The sequence below is a fragment of the Bowdeniella nasicola genome (assembly GCF_900107735.1).
Lineage (GTDB): Bacteria > Actinomycetota > Actinomycetes > Actinomycetales > Actinomycetaceae > Bowdeniella > Bowdeniella massiliensis.
This window is the reverse complement of the sequence record NZ_FNQV01000029.1, coordinates 1-1,305: the sequence shown is the minus strand read 5'-3', so window position 1 is coordinate 1,305 and position 1,305 is coordinate 1. Positions and strand designations below refer to the sequence as shown.

The window sequence follows — 1,305 nt, the reverse complement described above, 5'->3', positions numbered from 1 at the left end:
CGGGTTACCGGCCAAAACGTGTTGCTTAAGATCGGAGTTTGCCGCGTTGTGGTGCGGGAAAGTCGGGGTGATTAGCTCGAAATGAGCTAATCCCGGCGGGTTGTTGACATCGGCCTGGTTGTGTGCGGGTCAACTTGACCGGTGCGAACCAAGTCCCCCAAAGCTCGTAAGTGTCAGATCTGTTTCCAGCCGATGCGTAAATACGGACGCAGCGCGGCCGGGGCTCAGCGATGGAGATGCAACTATTGCGGGGCCACGGTTTGCTTCCGTCGCGAGGATCAAACACAGCAAGCTACCTTCGCCGCGTTCATCGATTATGTGCTCGGTAAGAACGCCCAATACGAGGTCGATGGCACGACTACCGGCCGGTCCGCCCGGCGCCGTTTCGCCTGGTGCTGGAACGTGCCCACACCGCCTCTGGCAGTGACCGGAGAGGTCTACGACCAGCTCTTCATCGACGGGATCTTCCTCGCCTACAACTGGGTGCTCCTGACGGCAGTGAACGAGCATGGTCACGTGGTCGCACGCCAGTGGGCCGCCACTGAAAACGCCGCCGCTTACACCGCGCTCTTGGACCGGCTGCCACCGCCACGGTTGATCACCTGTGACGGCGCCGCCGGGGCGCTCACAGCGATCCAGGCCGCCTGGGGCCAAGACGCCCCACCGGTACAACGATGCCTGCTACACGTGCACCGTAACAACATCCGCGACCTCACGAATCGGCCAAAAACCGCCGCTGGCAGAGCATTACGAGCATTATCGAAACAGTTGCTTCACGTCACCAGCACCTCCGAGGCCGCCCACTGGTCAGCCCTGCTGGCGCAGCTGCACTCCCACCATAAGGACTGGTTAAACGAGCGCACCTTCGCCCGTGATGACCCCGAAGAGGCCCGCCGCCGTGGCAAGCACAAACCTACCCAATGGTGGTACACCCACGGCCGTGACCGGCGCGTGTACTACCGCCTGGAACGCCTGACCAAAAAAGGCACGTTATTCAACTTTTTGACCGCCCACCCCGGCCACGTGCTGCACGCTACAACGAACATCGCTGAGTCCCTCAATTCCCGCATCGCCGCCGTCAGCTACTACCACCGGGGCTTGTCCGAATCCCACCTGCTCACTGCCGTGGATTGGGTTCTGTACTTCCGCTGGGTCGCACCCAAACCCGTGCCGCAGATCTACACCCAGTGGCACCAGGCCGACAGACCCCGCAGGTGGATCATCCCCAAAAAATCGAACAAGCCGAACGAGAAAATCGGACCCGCCCACTACGACACCCACACCACCGCCGAAGAAGGCCTCTGG

Annotated in this window: 1 protein-coding gene; it reads left to right on the top strand. The window is 61.5% G+C overall.

The features are described 5' to 3' along the window. Positions 1-141: 141 nt before the first annotated feature. Positions 142-1,305: IS1249 family transposase (locus BLU67_RS11990; RefSeq protein WP_143027445.1), on the top strand; the 1,164-nt coding region annotated here is incomplete at its 3' end.